The sequence below is a fragment of the Plantactinospora sp. CA-294935 genome, assembly GCF_050936445.1.
Classification (GTDB): Bacteria; Actinomycetota; Actinomycetes; order Mycobacteriales; family Micromonosporaceae; genus Plantactinospora.
On the sequence record NZ_JBNJMU010000001.1, the window covers coordinates 8,531,870 to 8,554,287 of the forward strand.

At 73.1% G+C, this 22,418-nt stretch carries 22 protein-coding genes and 1 riboswitch; of the genes, 13 read left to right on the forward strand and 9 right to left on the reverse strand.

What is annotated here, in order from left to right; all coding sequences use genetic code 11:
• Nucleotides 1-22 precede the first annotated feature (22 nt).
• The 5 genes from ACQEVC_RS37430 to ACQEVC_RS37450 are packed head-to-tail and all read left to right on the forward strand — an operon-like array spanning nt 23 to nt 5,774.
• Complete coding sequence (locus ACQEVC_RS37430; RefSeq protein ID WP_432887786.1) at nt 23-805, forward strand: FHA domain-containing protein; 783 nt, start codon at nt 23-25, stop codon at nt 803-805.
• Nucleotides 802-1,845: a serine/threonine-protein kinase gene (locus ACQEVC_RS37435; protein WP_432887789.1), complete on the forward strand. Its 1,044-nt coding sequence runs from the start codon at nt 802-804 to the stop codon at nt 1,843-1,845. The genes ACQEVC_RS37430 and ACQEVC_RS37435 overlap by 4 nt, the downstream gene beginning before the upstream one ends.
• A complete protein-coding gene (locus ACQEVC_RS37440; RefSeq protein WP_432887792.1) occupies nt 1,842-2,378 on the forward strand; it encodes a hypothetical protein in 537 nt (178 codons plus the stop codon). The genes ACQEVC_RS37435 and ACQEVC_RS37440 overlap by 4 nt, the downstream gene beginning before the upstream one ends.
• Nucleotides 2,371-4,857: an Hsp70 family protein gene (locus tag ACQEVC_RS37445; protein WP_432887795.1), complete on the forward strand. Its 2,487-nt coding sequence runs from the start codon at nt 2,371-2,373 to the stop codon at nt 4,855-4,857. Before ACQEVC_RS37440 ends, ACQEVC_RS37445 begins: the two co-directional genes overlap by 8 nt.
• A complete protein-coding gene (locus ACQEVC_RS37450) occupies nt 4,854-5,774 on the forward strand; it encodes a tetratricopeptide repeat protein (protein WP_432887798.1) in 921 nt (306 codons plus the stop codon). Before ACQEVC_RS37445 ends, ACQEVC_RS37450 begins: the two co-directional genes overlap by 4 nt.
• A gap of 17 nt (nt 5,775-5,791) precedes the next feature.
• Here the strand turns inward: ACQEVC_RS37450 and ACQEVC_RS37455 are convergent, their stop codons facing one another.
• From ACQEVC_RS37455 to ACQEVC_RS37470, 4 genes are read right to left on the reverse strand one after another with little or no spacing between them, the layout of a single operon-like run.
• On the reverse strand, nt 5,792-6,565 hold the full coding sequence (locus ACQEVC_RS37455) for an ABC transporter ATP-binding protein (RefSeq protein ID WP_432887801.1): 774 nt from the start codon (nt 6,563-6,565) through the stop codon (nt 5,792-5,794).
• Nucleotides 6,562-7,452 carry an ABC transporter permease gene (locus ACQEVC_RS37460; protein WP_432887804.1) on the reverse strand — a complete coding sequence of 297 codons (891 nt, stop codon included), beginning with the start codon at nt 7,450-7,452 and terminating at the stop codon, nt 6,562-6,564. The genes ACQEVC_RS37455 and ACQEVC_RS37460 overlap by 4 nt, the downstream gene beginning before the upstream one ends.
• Nucleotides 7,452-8,459 (reverse strand): ABC transporter substrate-binding protein, encoded by a 1,008-nt coding sequence (locus tag ACQEVC_RS37465; protein ID WP_432887807.1) that lies wholly within the window; start codon nt 8,457-8,459, stop codon nt 7,452-7,454. The genes ACQEVC_RS37460 and ACQEVC_RS37465 overlap by 1 nt, the downstream gene beginning before the upstream one ends.
• Nucleotides 8,456-9,631, reverse strand: coding sequence for an agmatinase family protein (locus ACQEVC_RS37470; RefSeq protein ID WP_432887810.1), 1,176 nt, complete (start codon nt 9,629-9,631; stop codon nt 8,456-8,458). Before ACQEVC_RS37470 ends, ACQEVC_RS37465 begins: the two co-directional genes overlap by 4 nt.
• A 49-nt stretch (nt 9,632-9,680) precedes the next feature.
• Nucleotides 9,681-9,796, reverse strand: a riboswitch (guanidine-I (ykkC/yxkD leader).
• A gap of 237 nt (nt 9,797-10,033) precedes the next feature.
• Here ACQEVC_RS37470 and ACQEVC_RS37475 point away from each other — a divergent pair.
• The 3 genes from ACQEVC_RS37475 to ACQEVC_RS37485 all read left to right on the forward strand — a co-directional run bounded on the left by ACQEVC_RS37475 (nt 10,034) and on the right by ACQEVC_RS37485 (nt 11,955).
• Nucleotides 10,034-10,489: a helix-turn-helix domain-containing protein gene (locus tag ACQEVC_RS37475; RefSeq protein WP_432887813.1), complete on the forward strand. Its 456-nt coding sequence runs from the start codon at nt 10,034-10,036 to the stop codon at nt 10,487-10,489.
• Nucleotides 10,482-10,874, forward strand: coding sequence for a DUF4180 domain-containing protein (locus ACQEVC_RS37480; RefSeq protein ID WP_432887816.1), 393 nt, complete (start codon nt 10,482-10,484; stop codon nt 10,872-10,874). The genes ACQEVC_RS37475 and ACQEVC_RS37480 overlap by 8 nt, the downstream gene beginning before the upstream one ends.
• Before the next feature lie 64 nt (nt 10,875-10,938).
• Nucleotides 10,939-11,955 (forward strand): nucleotidyl transferase AbiEii/AbiGii toxin family protein, encoded by a 1,017-nt coding sequence (locus tag ACQEVC_RS37485; protein ID WP_432887819.1) that lies wholly within the window; start codon nt 10,939-10,941, stop codon nt 11,953-11,955.
• Between the two features lie 39 nt (nt 11,956-11,994).
• Here ACQEVC_RS37485 and ACQEVC_RS37490 read toward each other — a convergent pair whose 3' ends face one another.
• The 3 genes from ACQEVC_RS37490 to nhaA all read right to left on the reverse strand — a co-directional run bounded on the left by ACQEVC_RS37490 (nt 11,995) and on the right by nhaA (nt 15,999).
• On the reverse strand, nt 11,995-13,632 hold the full coding sequence (locus ACQEVC_RS37490) for an ABC transporter permease (RefSeq protein ID WP_432887822.1): 1,638 nt from the start codon (nt 13,630-13,632) through the stop codon (nt 11,995-11,997).
• Nucleotides 13,629-14,519: an ATP-binding cassette domain-containing protein gene (locus tag ACQEVC_RS37495; RefSeq protein WP_432887825.1), complete on the reverse strand. Its 891-nt coding sequence runs from the start codon at nt 14,517-14,519 to the stop codon at nt 13,629-13,631. The genes ACQEVC_RS37490 and ACQEVC_RS37495 overlap by 4 nt, the downstream gene beginning before the upstream one ends.
• Before the next feature lie 160 nt (nt 14,520-14,679).
• Complete coding sequence (gene nhaA / locus ACQEVC_RS37500) at nt 14,680-15,999, reverse strand: Na+/H+ antiporter NhaA (protein ID WP_432891921.1); 1,320 nt, start codon at nt 15,997-15,999, stop codon at nt 14,680-14,682.
• A gap of 299 nt (nt 16,000-16,298) precedes the next feature.
• Between nhaA and ACQEVC_RS37505 the strand changes: the two genes are divergently transcribed.
• From ACQEVC_RS37505 to ACQEVC_RS37520, 4 genes are read left to right on the forward strand one after another with little or no spacing between them, the layout of a single operon-like run.
• The gene (locus tag ACQEVC_RS37505; RefSeq protein ID WP_432887828.1) at nt 16,299-16,697 is read left to right on the forward strand and encodes a VOC family protein; all 399 of its coding nucleotides are present in this window, start codon (nt 16,299-16,301) and stop codon (nt 16,695-16,697) included.
• A gap of 14 nt (nt 16,698-16,711) precedes the next feature.
• Nucleotides 16,712-17,053 (forward strand): YciI family protein, encoded by a 342-nt coding sequence (locus ACQEVC_RS37510; RefSeq protein ID WP_432887831.1) that lies wholly within the window; start codon nt 16,712-16,714, stop codon nt 17,051-17,053.
• Nucleotides 17,050-18,243: an RNA polymerase sigma factor gene (locus ACQEVC_RS37515; protein WP_432887834.1), complete on the forward strand. Its 1,194-nt coding sequence runs from the start codon at nt 17,050-17,052 to the stop codon at nt 18,241-18,243. The genes ACQEVC_RS37510 and ACQEVC_RS37515 overlap by 4 nt, the downstream gene beginning before the upstream one ends.
• A gap of 51 nt (nt 18,244-18,294) precedes the next feature.
• On the forward strand, nt 18,295-19,056 hold the full coding sequence (locus ACQEVC_RS37520) for an FkbM family methyltransferase (RefSeq protein WP_432887837.1): 762 nt from the start codon (nt 18,295-18,297) through the stop codon (nt 19,054-19,056).
• Between the two features lie 144 nt (nt 19,057-19,200).
• Here the strand turns inward: ACQEVC_RS37520 and ACQEVC_RS37525 are convergent, their stop codons facing one another.
• Nucleotides 19,201-20,172 (reverse strand): sugar phosphate isomerase/epimerase family protein, encoded by a 972-nt coding sequence (locus ACQEVC_RS37525; protein ID WP_432887840.1) that lies wholly within the window; start codon nt 20,170-20,172, stop codon nt 19,201-19,203.
• 391 nt (nt 20,173-20,563) lie between these two features.
• On the opposite strand from ACQEVC_RS37525, the gene ACQEVC_RS37530 reads away from it, so the two are divergent.
• Nucleotides 20,564-21,133, forward strand: coding sequence for a GNAT family N-acetyltransferase (locus ACQEVC_RS37530; RefSeq protein WP_432887843.1), 570 nt, complete (start codon nt 20,564-20,566; stop codon nt 21,131-21,133).
• On the opposite strand, the gene ACQEVC_RS37535 is transcribed toward ACQEVC_RS37530, so the two are convergent.
• Entirely contained in the window at nt 21,122-22,237 is a 1,116-nt protein-coding gene (locus ACQEVC_RS37535; RefSeq protein WP_432887846.1) for a hypothetical protein, read from the reverse strand. The genes ACQEVC_RS37530 and ACQEVC_RS37535 overlap by 12 nt on opposite strands.
• Between the last annotated feature and the right edge of the window lie 181 nt (nt 22,238-22,418).

Here is a 22,418-nt window from a genome sequence, read left to right on the forward strand (position 1 = left end):
GCGCCCGGACAAGGAGTCGACGGTGGGTGAGAAGACGCGTGCCGACGGGAGCGTGACGTTACGCATCACCTCGCCCGAGGGGAAGACCCGGGGCGTCGAGCTGACGGACGGGCCCGTCACGGTCGGGCGGACCGCGCCGGACCACGCGCCGCACGTGGCGCTGGAGCCGGACCCGCAGCGCTGGGTCGGTCGCCTGCACTGCACACTCGACCTGAGTGACGGCGGCTGGACGGTCACCGACAACGCGAGCGTCAACGGCACCCTGCTGCGCTGCCTGGACGGGCGCACCCAACGCCTGGTGGGAAGCCGCCGCCTGCGGCACGGCGACGCGCTGCTGATCCTCGGCGACATGTCCCCGGACGGTGAACCGCTGTACTGGGAACTGACGCTGCTCGACCCGCACACCACCCAGGCCGCGCCGTTCGAGCCGCCACCGCCGGTGCCGACGCGCGGGCCGGGCCTGCGGTACGACTGGGTGGCCGCGCGGGCGTACCGCAGCGACGAGAAGGGTGAGACCCCGGTCAGCGGGCTGCGACCGCAGGGCCACCAGCTTCTGCGGTACATGGTGGGCCGCAGCAGCGCCGGCGCGGCCGTCGCGTGCGGACACGAGGAACTCGTCACCGCGCTCTGGGGCCCGCGAGAGGAGTGGCCGCCGGGCCGCGCCTACACCCGCGCCGACCTGGCCGGCGTCGTACGCGCGGTGCGTCGCGCCATCGAGGCGGACCCGTCCGCGCCGCGCATCCTGGAGACCATCACCGGCATCGGGTACCGGCTCAACGTCACCGATCCTGAGGAAGACCCGTGAGCCTGCTGGAGAGCGGTGACCGCGTCACCGAGACGCTCGTGGTGGACCGGCTGCTCGGCGAGGGCGCGTTCGCCGAGGTACACCGGGTGCGCCACGAGTACCTCGGCTGGCAGGCCATGAAGGTCTTCAAGCGGGTCGCCTCGCTCGACGAGACCCGCACCCTGCTGGAGGAGGCCCGACTGCTGTCCACGCTGGGCCATCCGAACATCGTGCGGGTGTTCGACGCCGGTACCGTGCGCACGCCGAAGGGCGTCCGGGGGTTCTTCACCATGGAGTACGTGGCCGGGGGCAGCCTGGAGCGGCTGATCCGCGCACACTCGCCCACGATGCCGGTCGGGCTGGCGGTCGAGGCGGCCGAGCAGATCGCCGCCGGCCTGACCGCCGCGCACGAGCAGGAGCCACCGATCCTGCACCGCGACCTCACCCTGGCGAACATCCTCGTCGGCTACGACGGCAGCAACCTGCGGATCCGGATCAGCGACTTCGGGCTCGCCAAGCGCGCCGACCCGTTCACGATGCTGGCCAGCGCCCAGGGCACCTTCGCCTTCATGGCCCCGGAGGTGCTGCGCCGCGAGGGGTACTCGCGGGCGAGCGACGTGTGGTCGGTGGGCACCATCGTGTACCTGCTGCTGACCAGCCGCCTCCCCTACGACGACGGCGGACCCCTGTCGTCGTACTCGCCGGGTCGGTTCGCGCGGGCGCCGCTGCCGCCGAGCCGGTACCACCCGGAGGTGGATCCGGAGCTGGACCGGATCCTGCTGTCCACGTTGGAGGTCGACCCGGCCAACCGGCCGGCCTCCGCCGGTGTCCTGACCGCCGAACTGCGCAACCGGCGGCTCGGCGGCGGCGCTCCCCGCCAGGAAGTCCCGCCCCACCCGCGGGCCCTGCGGCTCGCCGCGGAGGCGCTTGCGCTGGCCCAGCGCGCCGGCCACCTCGACCGCGCGGCGGACCTCATGGCGGAGGCGCTCGACCTGTCGCCGGACCTGCGCGCCCGCTACCTGCCCAAGTTGGCCCTGTGGCGACGAGGAGTGACGATGTGAGACGCCTGAACAGACTGCGCGAGGAGCTTCGCCAGCGCCGGCATCATCGCGAGTTCCGGATTTCCCCTCCGATGTGGACGGAGCGGCAGCGGGCCCGCCTGGAGGATCTGCTGACGGCGGTCCGGGACGCGAAGCCCGATGAAAAGCCCGATGAGGTGGAGACGCCGCCGGCGGGGCCGGACGAGGGGGCCCTCGCGACGGCCGTCACCAACCTGTGGCGGGCCCAGCGGAAGCTCACCGCGGTCGGCGAACGGACCTCGCCCCGCGACCGCCAGGCCGGCCGGTATCTGCGCACGTGTTCCGAGGCGCTGACCGACGCCGGCCTGGTCGTCCAGGACCACGACGGCGACGCCTTCAACGCGGGGCGGGAACTCGAGGTCCTGGTGTACCAGGAGGACCCCGCCCTGACCACCGAGATCGTCATCGAGACCGTACGGCCGTCGGTCTACCTGCACGGCCGGCTCGTCCAGGTGGGCCAGGTCATCGTCGGCACCCCGGCCCCGCCCATCGACGGAAGGAACGACCATGCGTGACACCATCGACTTCGGCATCGACCTGGGCACCACCAACAGCGCGATCGCGGTGGTGGAAGAGGACGGCGACGTCGTCATCATCAAGAGCAACGACGGCTGGGACATCACCCCGTCGGCGGTGTGGATCCCGAAGCCCGGCGTCGTCCATGTCGGGCGGCGGGCGCGCGAGCGGGTGCAGAGCGACCCGGACAACGCGGCTGCCGAGTTCAAGCTGGAGATGGGACTGGCGGACGCCGGCAAGCGGTTCGTCAAGGCCGGCACCACGCTGACACCGCCGCAGCTCTCCGCCGAGGTGCTCAAGTCGCTGCGGGTGGACGCCGCGCACCACAGCGGAAGTGCACCTGAGGCGGCGGTCATCACCGTGCCGGCCGCGTTCTCGCTCAACCAGAACAAGGCCACCCTGGAGGCGGCCTCGCTCGCCGGGCTCAGCGCCGCGTGCCCGCTCGTCCAGGAACCCACCGCGGCGGCCTTCGCGTACGGCTTCCACGACGCCGACGACCGGGCGTACTGGATGGTGTTCGACTTCGGCGGCGGTACCTTCGACGCGGCGGTGGTGAGCAAGCGGGACGGCGACCTGCGGGTGCTGAACCACGCCGGTGACCCGTACCTGGGCGGCAAGCTCATCGACTGGGCGGTGGTGGAGCGGATCCTGGCCCCGGCCGCCGCGTCCGCGTTCGGTCTCGCCGACTTCCGTCGCGACAACCCGGCGTGGGTGCGGAACTTCGCCAAGCTGAAGGGGCTCGCCGAGGAGGGCAAGATCCAGCTCTCCCGCCGGGACACGATCGACCTGACGGAGGAGTTGACGGTCAACGGTGGTGACACCGAGACGTTCGAATACACGCTCCGGCGGGACGAGCTCGACCGGGTCGCCGAGCCGTTCTACGCGCGGGCGATAAACCTGTGCCGCACCGCGCTCGCCGACGGCGGGCTGCGCGCGGAGGACATCGACAAGCTGCTGCTCGTCGGCGGCACCACCCTCGCGCCCGGGCTGCGGGAGCGCCTCGCCGACAGCCGCGACGGCCTCGGCATCGCGCTCGACACCAGCCTCGACCCGACCACCGTGGTCGCCCGTGGCGCCGCTATCTTCGCCAGCACCGTCCGGCGCCCCGATCCGCCGTCCTTCCAGCCGGCCGCCGGGGAGTTCGCGCTGCAGCTCGCGTACGAGCCGAGTGTCACGACGACCACGCCCGTGGTCGCCGGCAAGGTGCACGCCGGCACGCCGGTGGACTGGACCGGGTACGGCGTGACGCTCAGCAATCCGGACGGGCAGCCGCCGTTCCGCACCGGCCGGGTGGCGCTGAACGCCGAGGGCGCCTTCCTCACCGAGGTCGCCATCGATCCGCACAGGACGTCGCGGTTCGCGGTGGAACTCACCGACGGGTTCGGCGCGCCGCAGAAGGTGTCGCCCGACTCGCTGTCCATCACGCACCGGGAGGTCGAGTTCGGCGGTGCCCGGCTGACCCACTCGCTCGGCATCCAGCTCGCCGACCGCGCGTTCGCGCCGCTGCTGCGCAAGGGCGCGACGCTGCCGACCCGGGCGCGCGACGTGTTCCGCACCGCTGCGGCGCTGCGCCGCTCGGACACCGAGTCCGTGATCCGGATCCCGGTCGTGCAGGGCGAACGGGACCGCGCCGACCGCAACCGCCCGGTCGGCATGCTCGAGATCCGCCCGCTGGACGTGCGGATCGACCTGCCCGCCGGCACCGAGGTCGAGGTGACGTTCGAGGTGGACGCCTCCAGTCTCGTGACCGTGGTCGCCGACGTACCGCTGATCCAGGCCCAGTTCGAGGCGGAGATCAACCTCGACGAGGTCCGTACGCCGCAGGCGGACGAACTGGCGAGCGCGCTCGCCGAGGCCGAGCAGCGGATGGCCGCGCTGCACGAGTCGCGCGCGTCGGACGTACCGGAGGTGCGCGACCGGCTGCGGCGGCTCGACGACGAGGGCACTCTGACCACCGCGCGGGAGCAGGTCCGGGCCGCCGCCGTGGACGCGGGCGCTGCCGCCACGGCCGAGGACCGGCTGCGTGAGGTGCAGGCGCAGCTCGACGACATCGAGGAGGCGGCCGACCAACCAGCGCTGGTACGGGAACTGCGTGACCTGCTCACCGAGGCCGGCCGCCTGGTATCCGAGGTGGGGCACCCCGCCGACCGGACGGCGCTGGCCGAGCTCGAGCAGCGTGCGGACGAGGCCATCGGAAGCGGCAGCTCGGCGCGGATCAGGGCGGAGACCGAGCGGGTCACCGAGTTCCTGATCGAACTCGAACGGCGGCAGCCGGGCTGGTCGGTACGCCTCTTCTACGCGCTCTGCGAGCAGCAGGGCCGGATGCAGCCGTCCGGTGAGGCCCGGACGCTCGTCCGGGAGGGCAAGGACGCGCTGGCCGCCGGCGACGAACGCGCGCTCGACGCGGTCAACTCCCGGCTCGTCCGGCTGCTGCCGCGCGACGAACAGCCGAAGATCATCGGGCTGGTCGGCCGGTGACCGCGCCAGCCCTGGGTACCGACCTGGCGGTGAGCCGGGCCACGGCCGCCGCCCGGCGCGGCGACCTGGACGGTGCCGCCCAGATCCTCGCCGCGCTGGAGAGCGACGAGCCGGTCACCCTCGACCTGCTCGCCCGGATCCGTGCCCAGCAGGGGCGCTGGCGGGAGGCGGACGAGTGCTGGGCGACGGTCCAGGCGATCGACCCGGGCCACGAGGGCGCCGCCGCGGGCCGGCGGGCGGTCGCCGCCATCCTCGCCGGTGACCGCCGGCCGCGCCCGGTCGCGCCGCCGGTGCGTCTCGCGGCGGCCGGGGCCGTGGTGACGGTCGCGCTCGCCGCCGGTACGGTGGTCGTGCTCTCGTCGCTGCCGGCCTCGCCGCCCACGAAGCCCGCCGCGTCGACGGGCACCCCGACGCCGGACACCGCGGCGTTGGACGCGGAGCGGCGCCGTGCCGCGGAGTTGCAGGGCCGGCTCCAGCAGATCGAGGCGGATCGGGCGGCGGCCGCCCAGGCGTTGTCCGCCCGGCTCGACGCCATCGCCCGGGGCGTCACCCTGCCCGGCGTGGTGGTGAAGCGCCGCCCGGACACGGTGGAGGTCTATTTCCGGAAGGGCCTGTTCAGCCGCGACGCCTGGCTGACCACGAACGGTGCCGAGATGCTCGCCGTCGTCGGACGCCGCCTGCCCGACCTCGACGTGGCGGTCACCGTGGTCGGACACAGCGTGCCGGTGCCGGGCGGACGCACCAGCGGCGGCTCGGGTACCGCGCTCACCCGGGCCCGGGTCGCGGCGCGGGAGCTGGCGGAGGCCGGCGACCTGCCGCTGACCGCTTTCACCCTGCGCTCCGCCGACCAGTCCCAGGGCCCGTTCCGGGAGCCGGCCCGCAACCGCACCGCGAGCCTCGTCCTCACCCCCTCATGATCAGGAGTAGTCGAGCTTCATGGTGTGTGGTGGAACGTCCGGACCAGGTCCTCGACCCGGGCCCGCAGGGTCAGGAACTCCGGCGTCCGCTTGAGGCCGAGATCCCGATCGTCCGGCAGGTCCAGCGTGATGTCGGCGGCGACCCGGCCCGGGTCGCTGGCCAGCACCACCACCCGCTGCCCGAGGAAGACCGCCTCCTCCACATCGTGCGTGACCATCAGCACGGTGGTGCCGGTGTCCCGCCACACCCGCCGGGTGAAGAGCTGCATGTCCTCCTTCGTCTGCACGTCCAGCGCGCCGAACGGCTCGTCGAGCAGCAGCACGTCCGGCTCGCAGGCCAGTGCCCGGGCGATGGCCACCCGCTGCCGCTGCCCGCCGGAGAGCTGCTTCGGCAGCGCCGAGCGGAGTGCGGTCAGGCCGGTCTCCTCCAGATACCAGGCGACCCGGCGGGCCCGCTCCGCCCGGTCGATCCGGAGCAGTTCCAGGCCGAAGGCGACGTTGCGCTCGACCGTCCGCCACGGATAGACCGCACCGCCCTGGGACACCAGGCCCCGGTCCGGGCCGGGCCCGCGCACCGGGTTGCCGTCGAGCAGGATCTCCCCGCTCGACGGCCGGTCGAGGCCGGCGACCAGGGAGAGCAGGGTGGACTTGCCGGAGCCGCTGGCACCGACGACGCAGACGAAGGACGTACGGGCGATCCGCAGGTGGACGTCGGCCAGCGCGGGGACGTCCCGGCCGTGCCGCCGGAACACCCGGTTGACGCCGACGAGTTCGAGCAGCCCGGTGGTCACGGCACCCACCGCCCGAGCCGGTCCCGGGTGATCCGGAGTATGACGTCGGCGGTCACCCCGATCAGCCCGATCACCACCAGGATGGCGAAGATCTTGTCGGTCTGGGTGAACCGCTGGGCGAGCAGGATCCGCTTGCCCAGACCCTCCTGGCTGTTCACCAGCTCGGCGACCACCACCAGGCCCCAGGCGGCGGCGAAGTTCACCCGTACCGCGTCGACGATCCCGGGCAGCGCGTACGGCAGGATCACCTTGCGCAGCACCTCACCGCCCCGGGCACCGAGCGTGTACGAGACGTTGACCAGGTCGATCGGCACCTGCCGCACCGCGTCGGCGACCATCAGCATGTTGAAGAAGACGGTGCCGATGAAGATCAGCGCGATCTTCGGCGCCTCGCCGATGCCGAGCCAGATCAGCAGCAGCGGGGTGAACGCGGCCGCCGGCAGGTAGCGCAGCAGTCCACTGACCGGCTCCAGGGCGGACCGGGCCGCCGCGAAGCTGCCCATCGCCACCCCGAGCGGTACCGCCACGGCCACGCCGAGCCCGTACCCGTAGAGGATCCGCCGGACGGTCGCCCAGGCATCGGTGAACAGCTCCCCGCTGCCGGCCATCTCGACCCCGGCCGACCAGACCGCGCCCGGCGGCGGCAGGAACCGGGGGTCGACCGCCCCGGTCGCGCCGAGCAGCAGCCAGGTCAGCAGGGGCAGGGCGACCGAGGCGAGCACCAGGACGGTCCGGGTCCGGCCCGACAGCGGGGTACGCAACGCCAGCACCGTGCCCGGTGGTCGGGCCGGGCGGCGCCGGGGCAGCGATCCGAAGAGTTGCCGGGCGGTCGCCGGGCGCTGTGCCGTCGTCCGCTCGGGGGTGTCGGGGCTGACCAGGCGCTCCATCAGGTCACCGCGTGCACGAACTTCGGTTCGAGCAGCCCGTCCAGTGACGGCTTGCCCGGAGCCAGCTCGGTACGGACCAGGAACTCGGCGATCCGGTCGGCCTGGAAGTCCAGGTGGGTCGGGTCCCCGCCCGGGGTGAACGCGGCGATGTTCTGCTCCCGGGTGAAGATCGTGGTGCCGGCGTTGTACGTCCGGTAGTCGGCTTCGCTCACCCCGCCCCGACGGGACATGATCGCCACCGCCTCGGCCTCGTTGGCCGCGATCCACTCCAGGGTGTCGAACCAGGTCTGCACCACCTTCTGCACCTGCTCCGGATGCTCCCGCAGATAGCCGCTGTCGAAGGCGAGGTGGTCCGGGATCGCCCCCGGGAAGTCCTTCGAGGTGGCGATGGCCCGGCTGCCCGCCCGGCCCAGCGCGGTGGTGGTGAACGGCGCGAACACCCCGACCGCGTCGACCTGCCCGGCCACGAAGGCCGCCGCTGCGGCATCGGTGAGCAGCGGGGTCAGGACGATGTCCTTTTCGGACAGCCCGGCTTTTTCCAGGGCCAGGAGCAGTAGGTAGTGGTCGACGGTGCCCTGCTCCACCGCGACCTTCCTGCCGCGCAGCCCGGCCACGTCGTCGATGCCGGGCGCCGCGATGATCTGGTCGTTGCCCGTCGAGTTGTCGTTGACCAGCACGATGGTCTGCTTCGCCCCGCCACTGACCGAGGTGAGGGTGTCGTTCAGGGTCTGGCTGTTGGCGTCGAGGTTGCCGGTGCTCAGCGCCTGGAGACTGTCGGTGTAGCTGTCGAACCAGGTCAGTTCGACGTCGACGCCGTTCGCCTCGAACAGCCCCTTCTCCTGGGCGACCTGCCAGGGAAACCAGCCCGGCCAGGCGCTGAAGCCGAGCCGTACCGTCGTCGACCCGGCGGCGCCGGAGTCACCGCCGTCGCCGCAGCCGGCTGCGGCGCCGAGCAGGGCGGCGCAGGCGGCCACCGCCAACAGCCGGGTCAGCGGGGGTCTTCTCATGACTTCCTCCCGGGGAGGTGGCCGGCGCGCACGAGGCAGCCCAGGGTGTCGCAGATGACCCGGGTGGCGATGAGCGAGGTGATCTCCGCGTTGTCGTACGGCGGGGAGCACTCGACCACCTCGATGCCGGCGAGCGGCCGCTCGGCGATGAGTTGGATGAACTTGAGCACCTCGCGGGGCAGGAAGCCGCCCGGTTCGGGCCAGCCGGTGCCGGGCACGAACGCCGCGTCGAGGCAGTCGACGTCGAAGGAGAGCCAGACCGCCTCCGCGCCGTCCCAGGCGACCTCCAGGGCCTTCTCGGCGGCGGCCTCGATCCCCATCTCGACGCAGTCGGTGACGGTCATGATGGTGGTGCCGCGCTCCCGGCCGACCTTCACCCCGGGCCGGGGCGCCTGCCAGCCGCCGATGCCGATCTGCACCAGGTTCTTCGGCGGCACGTTCGGGATGTCGGTGGCGTGGAACCACGGGGTGGTGTGCATCCGCTCGTCGAGATCGGTCTCCTGGGTGTCGACGTGCCGGTCGAAGTGGATGATGCCCAGGTTGCCGTCCAGGTGCTCGGCGACACCGCGTACGGTCGGGTAGCCGATCGAGTGGTCGCCGCCGAGCACCACCGGGAAGGCGCCCGAGGCGTAGACGTGGCTGACCGCCTTGGAGATCTGGTCGAAGGTCTTCTCGATGTTGCCGGGGATGGTGAAGACGTCACCGAGGTCGGCGATCGTGATCGACTCCCGCAGGTCGACGCCGAGTTCGAAGCTGTACGGCCCGTACAGCGCGGAGATCTTCCGGATGCCCTGCGGACCGAACCGGGTCCCGGGCCGGTACGTCGTACCGCCGTCGAACGGGGCGCCGAGCACGGCCACGTCGTACTCGCCGCAGGTGGTGACGTCCTCGACGTACGGCGCCTTGAGGAAGGTGTTGATGCCGGCGAAGTGCGGTAGCTCGCCACGGGAGAAGGTGGGGATCCGGCGGTCCACGATGGAGTCGGCGCCGGGCAGCCCGAGCCGGAGGCCGCGCTCGACCTCGGCCTCCCAGCGGGTGGTCGGCAACTCCGCCTCCCGCCGCACCGCGTAGCGGGCCTCCGGACCGTAGTTGTCGTGCAGCAGCGGGTCCGGTTCGTCGGGGTGGGCGTGCCGGTGCTGCGGCCGACCGGGATGATCGTGTGCGAAACCCATGGGCACCTCCGGGAAAGGTCGCCCGGCCGGGAACAGCCGGGTGCTGGCTGTCTCCCGGGCTTTTGTCCCGCCGTGGAACGGCGCCGACCGCGCCGCCGGCCCCGCCTGCGCCTCTCGGACCAGTCCCGCCCCGGTCGGGGCGGCGGAACCCTAGGCGCGCCTCAGTGGATGAGTCGCATCGAAACGTAAGGGCCGCGGGTTTCCCGCGTTTTGCCCGCCCGTTGCCGGCAGGTATCGGCCGCGATCGACATCACGCCCGGGTGCCGCCGCGCCGCGCCCCGGCTCCCCGTCGCCGGTGCGGCGCCGACGCCTGCCGTCCGAGCACCCGACGGAACGCGCCGTACGAGTGATGGCGCCAACAAACTTCCCTATCCTGCCCTATCCCAGGTAGGTTAGGTGCTGATGAGTAACGAGATGTACTCGGTCGAGCAGGTAGCCGACCGACTCGGCCTGCACGTCCGGACCGTGCGTGGCTACATCCGCTCGGGCCGGCTCCGGGCGGTACGGATCGGCAAGCAGTACCGGATCGCCCGGGCCGACCTCGACGCGCTGACCGGCGGCGCCGGCCCGACCCGGCCCGGCGGCCCCGCCGCGGTGGAGGTGTCGAGCATCGTGCAGGTCGACGGCATCGACCGGTCCGGAGCCGACCGGCTCGGCACCTTCCTGCTGGCCGGGGCGAACACCAACCACGACCCCGGGCGTCCGCTGCGGGTGCAGACCGTCCACGACGAGGAACGAGGCCGCATGAAGATCGTGATACTCGGTGACGCCGCCGCCACCGCCGAACTGCTGCACCTGCTCGACGCCGTGCTGCGCGGCGACAACGGCCTGCTCAGCGGGGAGGTGGCGGATGCCTGACGAGATCCAGGACCGGGCCGGGGCGTCGGTGCTGCTCTGCGACCCGGGCGGCCCGCCGATCGCCACCGAGCAGGACGCGCTGGACCTGATCGGCGCGGCCTTCCTCGGCGCCACGGTGGTGGCGGTGCCGGCGAGCCGGCTGGACCCGAGCTTCTTCGCCCTCGGCACCCGCTTCGCCGGCGAGGTCATGCAGAAGTTCGTCAACTACCGGCTGCGGCTGGTGGTGGTCGGCGACATCTCCGGGCACCTCGCGACCAGTTCGGCGTTGCGCGCCCTGGTCGAGGAGTCCAACAAGGCCGACCACGTCTGGTTCGTACCGGACCTCGACGCCCTCGACGACCGGCTCCGCGCCCTGACCGACCGGCCGGGTCGCCGCCCGGCCTGACGCCGCCCGCCGACCTTGCCGGGGCGGGACGTGCCCGTCGTACCGGACCGGTAGCCTGCCCGGCGTGGACAGCCCAGCGGGGAGCGGACTCGGGTTGACCGACGAGCGCTCGGCCCGGCGTGCCGTGCTCGACCACATACTCGCGCTGGTCGCGGAGGCACCCTGCGGCGACGCCCTGGTGCTGCGCGGCAGCATGACCATGCGGTCCTGGGTCGGTGACCGGGCCCGCGAGCCCGGCGACCTCGACTGGGTGGTCCGGCCGGGCGCACCGGTCCCGCTCGACGACCTGCACCCGCACCCCTACGTCGACCGCCTCGACCCGGTCCGGCTCTGGCCGGAGGCGGTGCACGGGGTACCCCGGGACGAGCCCTGGATGTTCGAGGACTTCGACACCGGCGGGCTGCCGGCGCGGCTGCCTCCGGAGGGGCTGCACTGGGTCGAGGCCGCCGAGACCGCGCTGCTGTCCAGTCCGCACCAGGACGTCGTCGAACTGCTGCGCCGGCATCCCACGGCCGCCGGCGACCTCCGCGTCGACCCGGACGCGATCATCGAGGACAACACCTGGGGCTACTCGTACGACTCGGGGTACCGCGCCTGCGCCGAGGAGTGCGGCGGCGGCAGTCGGCTCGTCGTGCCCTGGCGGGTCGGCGACGCGCTCTCCGGCACGGTCCAGCTCGATTTCGCGTACGACGAGCGGCTGCCCGAGCCGCCCCGGCTGCTCGCGGTGCCCCGGCAGGACCGGACCGACCCGCCGACGGTGGTCTGGGCGGCGACGCCGGAGCTCTCGCTGGCCTGGAAACTCCAGTGGCTCTGCACCGACCAGGCGACCGACGGGCTGTCGGCCGGAAAGGACCTCTACGACGCGGTGCTGCTCGCCGAACTGCCCGGGGTACGCCTGCCGGCCCGGTTGCTCCGTACGCTGCTGCGCCGGATCCCCGACCCGGACCTGCTGCGGCCGGCGGCGGTCCGGGGCTGGACGGTCGACTGGTCGGCCCTGTCCGGCGCGCATCCGCCGGCCGGGGGCGATCCGGCGCCCTGGCTCGACCGGCTCGCCGCCGCACTGGCGCCGGACCCCCCGTAGTCAGCGTTGTCCGGTGGTCCGGAGACGCCGGGCCGGGGGTCAGCCGCGCAGGTCCCGACGGCGGTAGCCGACCGCGCCGAGCATGGCGAGCACCGCGCCGAGAGTCAGCATGACGATGCCGGCGGAGAGGTTCGGCGGCAGGTCGGGCACCGGGGCGAGGTGGGCGAACGGGGAGAGCTGACCGACCCAGGCCGGCGCGCCGCTGCTCTCGGCCGCGACGTGCAGGAGGAACCCGCCGACCACCGGCAGGGAACCGACCAGCCCGACCGTGTCGGGCAGCCAGCCGAGCGCCAGCACGGCCGCGCCGAGGCAGAGCAGCGCGACCGGCAACACGTTGGCCGTACCGGCGAGGGCGGCGCCGACGCCGAGCGGCGCGTCGACCACCACGGCGCCGGCCCAGGTGGCGAGCCCGGCTGCCAGGGCGAGCACCACCGCGCCACCGGCGGTGACGGCCAGCTCGACGCCGAGGAGCCGGATCCGGGTGACGGGTTGCGCGCAGAGCAGGACGAGCCGGCGGTCCGCCTCGTCGGCGGCGGTGGCGGCGACCCGTGCGGCGGCGAAGACGCCGATCGGAATCGCCGAGAGCGCGAACAGCGCGGCCACGTAGCCCTCGACCGAGCCGAGGCCGACGAAGCCGGCCCCGGCGGCGAGGTCGGCGAACCGGGGGTTCTCGGTGAGGAACCCCGTCATCGACACCGCGAGCAGCCCGATGAGCAGGTAGTACCCGCTCATCCCGGCAACCCATCCGAGCAGCGGACGGCTCAGGCGCCGGGCGGCGAACCCGGTCACCGAGCCGAGCAGCCGGAGCCGGGGCCGGCGGCCTGCCGGCGTACGGAGCAACCCGCCCCGCAGGTCGCGGCGCCGGGCCGCCAGCAGCGCCGCGCCGAGCAGGCCGGCGACGGCCGCCGCGAGCACGGCCAGCGGCAGCGGGCGGTTCGCCGCGTACGGCTGCGCGAGCGCGACCAGACCGAACGGCGACAGCCAGCGCAGCCAGCCGGCCGGTTCGACGCCGTCACCGAGCATCCGGGCCAGCAGCCCGGCACCGAGCAACGCCACGGCTGCCCCGGTCGCCGCCCCACGGCTCGGCAGGAGCTGCGCCGCGAGGGTGCCGACGGCGGCGAAGTACCCGCCGACGAGGGCGAGGCCGGCGCCGTGCAGCAGCGCCCCGGCGGGTGCGGTGCCGACGGCGGCGAGCGCGGCGGCGGTCGAGAGCCCCGCGACCAGTGGCACGCCGAACAGCACGGCGGCGTGCCGGATCACGATCGCGGCGACCGGAATCCGGCCGGCGGCCAGCAGGTCCCAGCGGCCGGCGTCCTCCTCGCCCCGAGTGGTCCGGGTGGCGGCGAGCAGTGCCCACGTCCCGATCAGTATCCCGAGCACGGTCCCGGTGCGCCAGACCGTGAACCCGCCCGGATCATCGAGCGCGACCGGGGCGCCGAAGAGCGTACGGATGGCCGGGTTCTCGGCCAGTGCGGCGAGTGCCGTGGCGTCGAGCGCGTCGCCGACGGTGCTGGCATAGGTGGCGGCCACCATCGCGGACATCCCGGCGGCCGCCACGACGACGATCGTGGCACCGCGCCACACCTGCCGCAGGGCCAGTCCGAGGATCGCCCGACCGGCGTGGTGCCCGGCGAGATCCGCCGCGCCGCGCCCGGGGCGGATGTCGACGGCGGTCACCGGGACACCTGCGGGTAGTAGTCGAGGAAGATCTCCTCCAGGGTCGGTTCGTGGACCTCCAGCGCGGTCACCTCGGCGGCGGCCAGGGCGCGCAGCGCCGGCCCCGGCGGGCCGGTCAGGGTGAACCGCAGCCGGCCGGGACCGGCGGGCTGCACCGTCTCGACCCCGGCCACCCCGGCCAGGTCCGGCGGCGTACCGGTGAAGGTGGCCTCGACCTGGCTGCGGTGTAGCTGCCGCAGGTCGGCCATCCCGGCGATCTCGACCAGGCGACCGGCGCGCAGGATCGCGACCTGGTCGCACACCGCCTCGACCTCGGATAGCTGATGGGAGCTGAGGAACACCGTCTGCCCGCGCTCGCGGGCCTGCGCGACCGCCGTGCGGAACTCCCGTTCCATCAGCGGATCCAGCCCACTGGTCGGCTCGTCGAGCACCAGCAGCGGCGCCCGGGTCGCGAACGCGGCCACCAGCGCCACCTTCTGGCGGTTACCCGTCGAGTAGGCCCGCCCCGGCTTGGACAGGTCCAGCACGAAGCGCTGCACCAGCTCGTCGCGGTAGGCCCGGTCGAACCCGGGGCCGATCCGGCCCAGCAACTCGAGGATCTCGGCACCGGTCAGGCCGGGCCAGAGCGCGACGTCCGCCGGGACGTACGCGATCGAACGGTGCGCCACCGCGACGTCGGTCGCCTCGGTGTCGAAGATCCACGCGTGGCCGGCGGTGGGTCGGGCCAGCCCGAGCAGCAGCCGGATCGTGGTCGACTTGCCCGCGCCGTTCGGCCCCAGGAAGCCGAAGACCTGGCCGGCCGGCACGGTCAGGTCCAGCTCGTCCACGGCGCGGAGGGACCCGTAGTGTTTGGTCAGGGCGGCGGTGCGGATGGCGGCAACGGTCACGGAAGTCTCCCGGGTCGGCGACGGACACGACAGCCGACCAGACTTCCCGGCACACCACGGCGGAGCGTACCTCGTCGATGTGGACTACCGGAAGAGTCGACCGACGACGGTGGCCCGGCCAGCGGAATCGAACGATCCGATCGGGTCAGCCGGCCCCGGCTCATCCCCGGGCGCTCTGGTCCTCTTCCTCTTCCTCGTAGACGTCCGGCACCCCGTCGGCGTCGCTGTCGCGCTCCTCGACCGTGCAGATCCCCTGGTAGTGCCGGTTGCGGGCGCGCAGTACGACCGCGGCGAGCAGTGCCGAGAGCAGCGAGCCGAGCAGTACGCCGATCTTGGTGTGGTCGTCGCGTTCGGTGCCGGCGCCGAACGCCAGCTCGCCGATCAGCAGTGACACGGTGAAGCCGATCCCGGCCAGCAGCGCCAGCCCGAACACGTCCCACCAGCCGAGCCCTTCGGCGAGCCGGGCCCGGGTGAACCGCTGCACCAGCCAGGTCGCCCCGAAGACCCCGACCGCCTTGCCCACGACCAGCCCGACCACCACCCCGATGGCGACCGAGTCGGTGAGCGACGCACCCAGGCCGCCCGCGCCGACCACCGACACCCCGGCGGCGAAGAACGCGAAGACCGGCACCGCGACCCCGGCGGACAGCGGCCGGAACCGGTGCTCGAAGTGCTCGGCCAGCCCTGGGCCGGGCCCCGGCCTGCGCCGGGACACCGGCACGGCGAACGCGAGCGCGACCCCGGCGACCGTGGCGTGCACCCCGGAGGCGTGCACCAGTGCCCACGCCACCGCGGCCAGCGGCAGCAGCAGCCACCAGGACCGCACCCGCCGCTGGACCAGCAGGCCGAACAGTGCCAGCGGGACCAGCGCCAGCAGCAGCCAGCCGAAGTGCAGGGCGCTGGTGTAGAACACCGCGATGATCACGATTGCCAGCAGGTCGTCGACGACCGCGAGGGTGAGCAGGAACGTCCGCATCGCCGCCGGCAGGTGGGTGTTGATCACTCCGAGTACGGCGAGGGCGAACGCGATGTCGGTGGCGGTCGGGATCGCCCAACCGGCCAGCGCCCCGTCCCCGGCCCGGAGGTTGAACGCCGTGTAGATCAGGGCCGGCACCGCCATGCCGCCGAGGGCGGCCGCGACCGGCAGCATCGCCCGGCGGGGTTCCCGCAGGTCCCCGGCGACGAACTCGCGTTTGAGCTCCAGCCCGGCGACGAAGAAGAAGATCGCCAGCAGGCCGTCGGCCGCCCAGGTCGCCAGGGAGAGGTCCAGGTGCAGGGCGGCCGGGCCGATCCGGAAGTCGCCGAGCGACCGGTACGCCTCGGACCACGGCGAATTCGCCCAGGCCAGCGCGAGTACGGCGGCGATCAGCAGCAACACCCCGCCGACGGTCTCGGTACGCAGGATGTCGCCGATCCGGCGGACCTCGGGCCAACTCCCCCGGGAGAACAGGCTCGGCATGCGGCTGCCAGGGGTGGCCATCACGGTGCCTCCGGTGGGGTCGACGAATGAACCGCCGACCAGACTTCCCGGCACACCGGCTCCCACCCTACCGAACCCGCGATCATCACCCCAACCGAAAGCCGGGAGGTGCTGCCTCGGCTGCCGTACCCCGCCGAACAGGGCGGACGACTCTCCGCCTTCGGCGCCGGGCGCGCCGGGTGGCCGAATTTTCCTCGAAAGAATCCCGGCCGGGTGTCGGATCCCCGGTGCTGCCGATCGTCTACCGGGTGATGCTGCCGCCCGCCCCGGGCGGCGCGACGGAGTCGAGGAGCCGACCAGTGAAACCGACGATGAACACGATCGACCTGATCGTGTCCGATCTTGACGCCTCCATCACCTTCTACCGGATGCTCGGCCTGGAGTTCCAGATCGACGAGCGGACACCCGGACACGCCGGCTGCGACCTGCCGGGCGGGCCGCACCTGATGCTGGACACCGAGAAGCTGACCGGGACGGTCCGGCCGGGCTGGACCCGAGCCGTCGGCAGCCCGCCGGTCTTCCTCGCCTTCGAGTTGCCGGAGCCGGCCGCGGTGGACGCCGCCTACGCTGAACTGACCGGCGCCGGGCACCGGGGCTCGCGGGAGCCCTGGAACACCTTCTGGGGCATGCGGTACGCCACCGTCCTCGACCCGGACGGCAACGGCATCGACCTCTACGCGGCACTGCCGAGCGCCTGAAAGGAGGGCGGGAGATGAAGTACGTGATGATGTTCATCGACACCGAGCAGTTCGCGGCCGATCTGGCCGCGATGGACGAGGCTGAGCGGGCCCGCGCGTCCGCAGGTGTGTACCGGTGGCTGGACGACCACAGCGACAGGATCACGCACAGCACCTACCTGATGCCGGCCGACACCGCGACCACCGTCCGGCTGGAGGGCGGCGAACCGCTGATCTCCGACGGCCCGTTCGTGGAGGGCAAGGAGATCATCAGCGGTTACGTGGAGGTCGAGGTCGCCGACCTGGACGAGGCGCTCGCGATGGCACGGACCTGGCCGGCCTGCCCGGTGGTGGAGATCAGGCCCATCGCCGGATGACGGTGCCGCACGGCGAGCTGTCCCGGGTGGTACGCGCCCACGCGGGTCAGCTCGCCGCGTCGCTGGTGCACCTGACCGGGGACTTCAGCACGGCCGAGGACCTGGTCCAGGACGCGGTGGAGGCGGCACTGCGGCACTGGCCCGCCGAGGGGATCCCGGAGCGGCCGGACGCCTGGCTCTACACGGTCGCCCGGCGGCGGGGCCTCGACGCGCTGCGCCGGGACACCCGGTACCGGGACAAACTCGGGCTGATGCTGTGGCCGGCGCAGCCGGACCCCGGCGACCGGCTCAGGCTGATCTTCACCTGCTGCCATCCCGCCCTGCCGCGTGCCGCACAGGTCGCGCTGACCCTGCGGGTGGTCTGCGGGCTGACCACCGCACAGATCGCCCGGGCGTTCCTCGTCCCGGAGAGTACGGTGGGCCAGCGGATCACCCGGGCGAAACGCAAGATCGCCGAAGCGGGCATCCCGTACCGGATTCCGGCCGACGACGAACTCGGCGAGCGCCTCGCCGAGGTCCTGGCCGTGGTGTACCTGCTGTTCAACGAGGCGTACCTGCCGAGCGCCGCCAACCCCGCGCAGGCCCGCGACCTGGCCGACGACGCCGAGTTCCTGGCCGCGACCCTGCACACCCTGATGCCCGGCGAGCCGGAGGTGACCGGGCTGCTCGCGCTGATCAGGCTGCACCGGGCCCGGGCCGCCACCCGGTACGACGCGCACGGCGGCCTCGTCCAACTACCCGACCAGGACCGGAGCCGGTGGAACCGGACGGCGATCGCGGACGCGGCCCGACTCATCGCCAGCGCCGCCGCCCGGCGCCGTCCCGGCCCCTATCAGCTCCAGGCCGCGATCGTCGCCTGTCACGCCGAGGCGGCCCGCTGGGAGGAGACCGACTGGGCGCAGATCCTCGTCCTCTACGACATGCTGCTCCGCCTCGCGCCGTCGCCGGTGACCCGGCTGCACCGGGCGGTCGCCAACCGCTACGTCGGCGGCCCCGCCGCCGCGCTCGCCGAGGTCGACGCCCTCGCCGGCCCGCTGGACGGCTACCACCTGCTGCACGCCACCCGGGCCGAGTTGCTGCGCGACCTGGGCCGTCCGGACGAGGCCCGCGCCGCCGACGAGCGCGCCCTGGCGCTGACCGCCAACCCCGCCGAGCAGTCGCTGCTGCGCCAGCGCCTCAACTGGGCCTGACCGACGTCCCGTCGGCCGGCGCGGAGCAATCGCCGCTGTTACGTTGGGACCATGTTCACCCGGGCCAGAGGTATCGCCCGGTCCCTGCTGCTCTACCACTGCCGACCGGTCACCCAGCGCCGGGCCGCACGACTCTACGGCCAGTTCCTCCGGCCGGGGGATGTCGGATTCGACATCGGTGCGCACGTGGGCGGTCGGGTACGCATCTGGCGGCGGCTGGGCGCCCGGGTTGTCGCCGTCGAGCCGCAGCCGGACTGCCTGCGCGTCCTGCGCTGGGGCTTCCGGCGGGACCGGAGGGTCAGCATCGTGCCGGCGGCGCTCGGCGCTCGACCGGGTCGGGCGACGATGGCACTCTCCACCGCCACCCCGACGGTCTCGACGATGTCGGCCGACTGGATCCGGTCGGTGACGGCGGACCGCAGCTTCGAGCAGGTGCGCTGGGACCGTGCGGTGAAGGTCGACGTGACGACCCTCGACGACCTCATCGCGGCGTACGGGGTACCGGCGTTCTGCAAGATCGACGTCGAGGGTTTCGAGTCGAACGTGCTCGCCGGGCTCAGCCGACCGTTGCCCGCGCTGTCGTTCGAGTACCTCCCGTCGGCACACGACGCCGCGCTCACCGCACTCGACATCGTGGACCGGCTGGGTGCGACGGCCGGCGGATACCGCTACAACTACTCGCCCATCGAAACGATGCGGTTCGCCAGCGAACGCTGGCTGGACGCCGCCGAACTGACAGGACTGCTCGAACGCTTCCGCCCGCTGGGCCGGTCCGGCGACGTCTACGCCGTTCTGCCCCGAACATCGCGCTGAGCCGGGGCCACGGGGGCATCCCCCGGTCAGCTCGGCCCGGCACCGCGCCAGCACCGGTCCGTCGCCCCGACCGGATCGACCGCCGGAGCCGGACCCGCCGGAACCGGTGCGGCGCACCGACCCCGGCGGCGTCCACCAACTCGCTCAGCGCTTCCTGCGCAGCTCACGCATGCGCCGGTAGCTGCGTTCGGCCGCGCCGAGTGAGCCGGGCGGATTCGGCTGTACGTCCGGCGCGGTGTCCTGCTCCCAGAGGTATCCGTGCCGGCCGTGCCCGCGCAGCGCCGCGAAGAACTCGGCGAACGGGATCTCGCCGAGCCCGAACTCCACGTCCGCGTACGAGTTGCCCTGCTGCGGGTCCGGCAGCGGCACCCCGTCCTTGACGTGGAAGAGCGGATAGCGGTGCGGGTGGGCGTTCACGTAGTCGATCGGCCGGAACCCGGGGTACTTGCGCGCCCCGCCGTACGCCCACAGGATGTCCATCTCCAGCGCCACCACTCGGGGGTCGGTGTGCTCCAGGAAGACGTCGTACAGGCGTACCGACGGCTGGTCGGTGGCGAAACTGAACTCGATGGTGTGGTTGTGCTGGTACATGGTGATGCCCCAACGGGCGGCCCGCGCACCCCAGCCGTTGAACTCCTCGGCCGCCGCCTTGTAACCGTCGACCGTGCGGTCCTCGGTCGGTGCCTGCGCGGTGCCGAGATAGCGCATGCCGAGGGTACGGGCGATGTCCAACTCCTGGTCGAGGTTGTTCCGGAAGTCGCCCAGCCCCCGGTGGCTGCCGGAGGCGCGCAACCCGTTGCAGTCGAGCAGCCGCCGGATCTGCTGCGGGGTGATGGCGCCCACGCTGCCCTGGGTGTAACCGGCGAACTCGACCTCGCGGTAGCCGATCCGGGACAGTTCCTCGAAGACCCGGGCGAAGCCGTACTCGGCGATCTTGTCCCGCACGCTGTAGAGCTGGATGCCGGTCCGTTCCTTCGGGATGAGCCGACCGCCGCCACCCCGACCACCGGGGGCGGCCGTGGCCGGCACCTCGGTCAGGGTCGCGGCGCCGACCGCGACGGTGGTGCCGGCGAGCCCGCGCAGGAACGCGCGGCGGTCGATGCTGTGCTTAGCCATTGTTCCGATCTCCCATCGGTCTACCCGGCGCAGGCCAGAGCGACGGGCCCGGCGAGGAGTCGCTGAGCGCCGTCCCGACCTCGCCCGAACTGCCTGCTGGCAACTTTTGGCCGCCGAACCGAAAGTTATGATCAAGCTATCGAAGCTTTTCGAAGCTGTAAACCTCCTTCCAATCCAGGCCACTGAATGTTCTGCTTCACGGCCGCGAATGTCGGCGAAGGTGCCCGCGTGACCACATCCGGCTTCGTACCGCACCGGGCCGGTCGGGCTGCCCGGAAGACCCCGATCGACGATCCGGCTCGGAGCGTCACCGGCGGCGGGTAGGCTGCCGGATCGTGGACGCAGACCGGGAGGCGATCGACACCCTCGTCCGGGCCCACCGGTCGGCCGCGTGACCCGGCCGGAGCGCACCGGTGCACCCGCGCTGCGGCGGCTGACCGGACCGGAGGCGCTCGCCCTGCACGACCGGCTGGTCGAGACGTACGCGGCGGTGTTCTGCGCGCCGCCGTGGAACGACTCCCCCGAGCGGGCCGCCCGGTTCGGTGAGCTGCTGACCGACTGGGCCGGGAAGCCGGGCTTCGCCGCCGTCCTGGCCGACGACGGCGGGACCGTCGGCACCGGTCGCCAGGACCGGGCCGTTCCCGGGTTCGCGGTCGGGCTGACCACCCCGACCCCGTTCCCCGCCGACCGTGCCTACGGGCAGGTACGCCGGCTGCTCGGACCGGCCGCCGAGACGCTCTCCGACTGGCTGGAGGTCGCCGAGCTGGCCGTCCATCCGGCGGCCCGGCGGGGCGGGCTCGGCCGGCGGCTGCTGGCCACACTGACCGCTGACCGGCCGGCGTGGCTGCTGACCGTCCCGCAGGTCGCCGGCACCACCGCCTTCTACGACGCGGTGGGCTGGGTCCGGCACGGCACCGGCTACGGCATCACCGTATACACCAACCGGCCACTACCCCGCTGAGGCGCTGCCGGGCAACGGTGCGGACGAGCCGGGCCGTTCGGCACGCAGCCGCCAGAACGCCCCGCCGAGCAGCGCGAGCGTGAGCAGACTGACCGTCAGGTCGGCGACCAGCGCCTGGGCCGGCGACGCGGCGGCGTAGCTCGGTGCCAGGTACGCCCCGGCCGCCGCCACCACCAGCCCGGCCCCCCAGGCGGCCAGGACATGCCGCTGCCCCCAGCCGGTACGCCGGGACCACCGCACGATCAGGACCGCGGCGACCGTACTGGCCGCCACTGCGATCGTGACGCCAATCCAGTTCGGCACCAGGTCGACGGCGAGCCGGGCACCGGAGACCACCACCCCGGCCCAGATCGGATGCGGCGCTCGGCCGGCCGCCGGCTCGTCGGGCTCGCCCGGTCGACGTCCGCGCCGCCACCGGGGCAGTAAGGCGGCGCCGGTCAGCACGAGCGCCGTCAATGCCGCGAACGACAACTGGAGCGGGCTGGCCAGGAAGCCCTTCCGGCCGCCGTCGTCGGAGAAGACCAGCAGGCTGCCGAGCAGGTAGAGGAGGCCGGCGACCGGCAGACCGAACCGACCGAGCCACGGCTCGGCGCGCCGGGACGGCCGGACGAACGACTCGACGATCACGATCGGAACGCAGATGCTCAGCACGACGTGCCCGCCGAGGTAACCGAGCGCGTTCTGGGCGCTGAATCCGAGCCCCGGTACCATCGTCGCCCGCGCGGCGGCGGCCGCGTCGGCGAACTCGGTGTCGTCCAGGAAGGCGTCGTTGAACAGCGACTGGTCGACCAGCCCGGCCTGGATCATGCCGAACGCCGCGCCGAGCAGCACGATCGCCGGCCAACCGCCCCCGGTCCGCCGTGCGGTCTCCCGGATGAGCAGCGCGGCCGAGCCGTAGAGCGGCCCCAGGAAGGCCACGACCAGCGGGTAGTCGTCGACGGTGAAGCCGCCCCACGCGCACTCCGCCGCCCACGGGGCGAGCAGCCAGAGCGCAACGACCGGGCCGATCCGGCGCCACCGGGACAGGGAGGTGCCCGCAACGCTCGTCTCCGGGCCGGCCGGTGTCGCCGGCACATCGGCCGGAACGGCTCGGGGGTCGGGCATCTGTGACTCCTCGCTGCTCGCCTTCGCGACTTCCACGCATCTCGGCACCGGGACCGCCGCCGCTTCGGGAGGACCCGGGCGCACGTCTCGGGCCGGGGCAGCGCGCTTGCCGTGCCACCACGGTCCCGGGTGGGTGCCGGTGACCGGAACGGCCCTTGGGCGAATTCACCTGAACCAAAGT